This is a genomic window from Bradyrhizobium sp. MV1.5, from assembly GCF_055807615.1.
This window is the reverse complement of record NZ_JBVVPL010000108.1, coordinates 1-1,524: the sequence shown is the minus strand read 5'-3', so window position 1 is coordinate 1,524 and position 1,524 is coordinate 1. Positions and strand designations below refer to the sequence as shown.

Below are 1,524 nucleotides of genomic sequence, written 5' to 3'. Positions count from 1 at the left end.
AGTCGTCCGTTAAGAAGCCGAATTGAGCGGGGCCGGACAGGCGGGCGTGCGCCAGAGCTGGATCAGGAACAGGCACAAGAGTTCTCTGAGCCAGGCGAGGATGCGGCGGAAGTTGTGGCCGACGGCTGAGAGGATGACGTTGGCCGCATCGCCGGCGCGGCCTTTGAGGTAGCAGCGGCCGAGGTGGCCATCGGTCTTCAGGTGTCCGATGATGGGTTCGATGGCGGAGCGGCGGCGCAGCTCGCGCTTGATGACACCGAAGACGCCGCGCTTCTGGCCAGAGATGAAGACACGGCGCGGGTTCTTTGTGTCATGGCCGCGGTATCCCTTGTCGACATAGGCCCGCTCGATCGCACAGCCGGTGAGTGTCTCGGTGCGGTCGATGACGTCCCGCAATGTGTGACCGTCGTAGGGGTTATCGGGCAGCGACCTGGCGTGCAGCACGAACAGGCCACCGGGAGCACGGCGGTTGTTGGTGACGATAGAGGCTTTGACACCGAACTCGTAAGGCGCGGCTGCTTTGCCCTTGCCGATGCACTCCACCTCCGGGGCGTGGAAGGAATAGAGCTTCCAGCCGCGCTGGCGCTGCTGCTGCGAGCGGATCTGCGAGGCTCGGCCGAGCGGGAGGGCGAAGGCGTTCTCGAGCACGGTCTGACCTTCGATCTTGCGGCGGATATCGCGAATGATCCGGCCCAGCCGGCTGCGCAGAATGCGCAACTGCCGCTGATGCCGCTTGAATTGCTTGGCATGAGCGTAGCGCCCCGCCATCATTGCCGCGGTCCTGGCAATGCGAAGATAGGACTGCCGCAGCCTGACCCCGTGCTTCCTCGCCAGGCGGTTGAGCCCCTTGATCGCGGCGTGCAGCAGCTTGGCATCGGTCGGAAAGGTGATGGCCTTCGGTTGCACGGTGGTATCGACCGTGACCCGCTTGAGGTCCTGGCCGCGTAACGCGCCGGCCTCGTGCGCCACCCGCAGGCTCTCGGCCAGCAACAGCTCCAGCTTGTCGCCGAGCCGCTTGCGCCAATGGCTCAGGTCCGAGCGCTCGTGCGGGAACGCGTGCTGGAAGAACTCTTCGCCGGTGAAGTACTGGAAATACCGGTCGTGGACCCAACGCTCGCACACCCCCTCATCGGAGAGGCCGTAAATGTGCTTGAGCAGGAGCAGCCCAATCACGAAGCGGGTCGCGATGCCTGGCCGACCGTTCTCGCTATAGAGCGGAGCGATCTCGCCGTCGATCCAGTCCCAATCGACCTTGCCGGCGAGCTGAACCAGCTCGTGCTTCAAATTGATGATCTGGTCCAGCCTGGCCCGGAACAGATCGCCCGATCCCGTCGTCCTATGCTTCTTCGGTCGCATCGCTACCTCCGATGCGACCACCGAATCATGACTGGCGATTCGACGGAATCCTGAAAATGAAATTGCAAGGTTCCGATGCCCCAAGCATCAAAATCCTGCATTCCAAAAACAGTCCACAAAGTCAAATGCGATCCTAGCTCAATCGCTTAGCCGCTCTTCACGGACGAC

1 protein-coding gene is annotated in these 1,524 nt (G+C 62.7%); it reads right to left on the bottom strand.

The features are described from left to right. Positions 1-9 precede the first annotated feature (9 nt). Complete coding sequence (locus AC0L2J_RS34705; protein ID WP_473395975.1) at positions 10-1,356, bottom strand: IS5 family transposase; 1,347 nt, start codon at positions 1,354-1,356, stop codon at positions 10-12. Between the last annotated feature and the right edge of the window lie 168 nt (positions 1,357-1,524).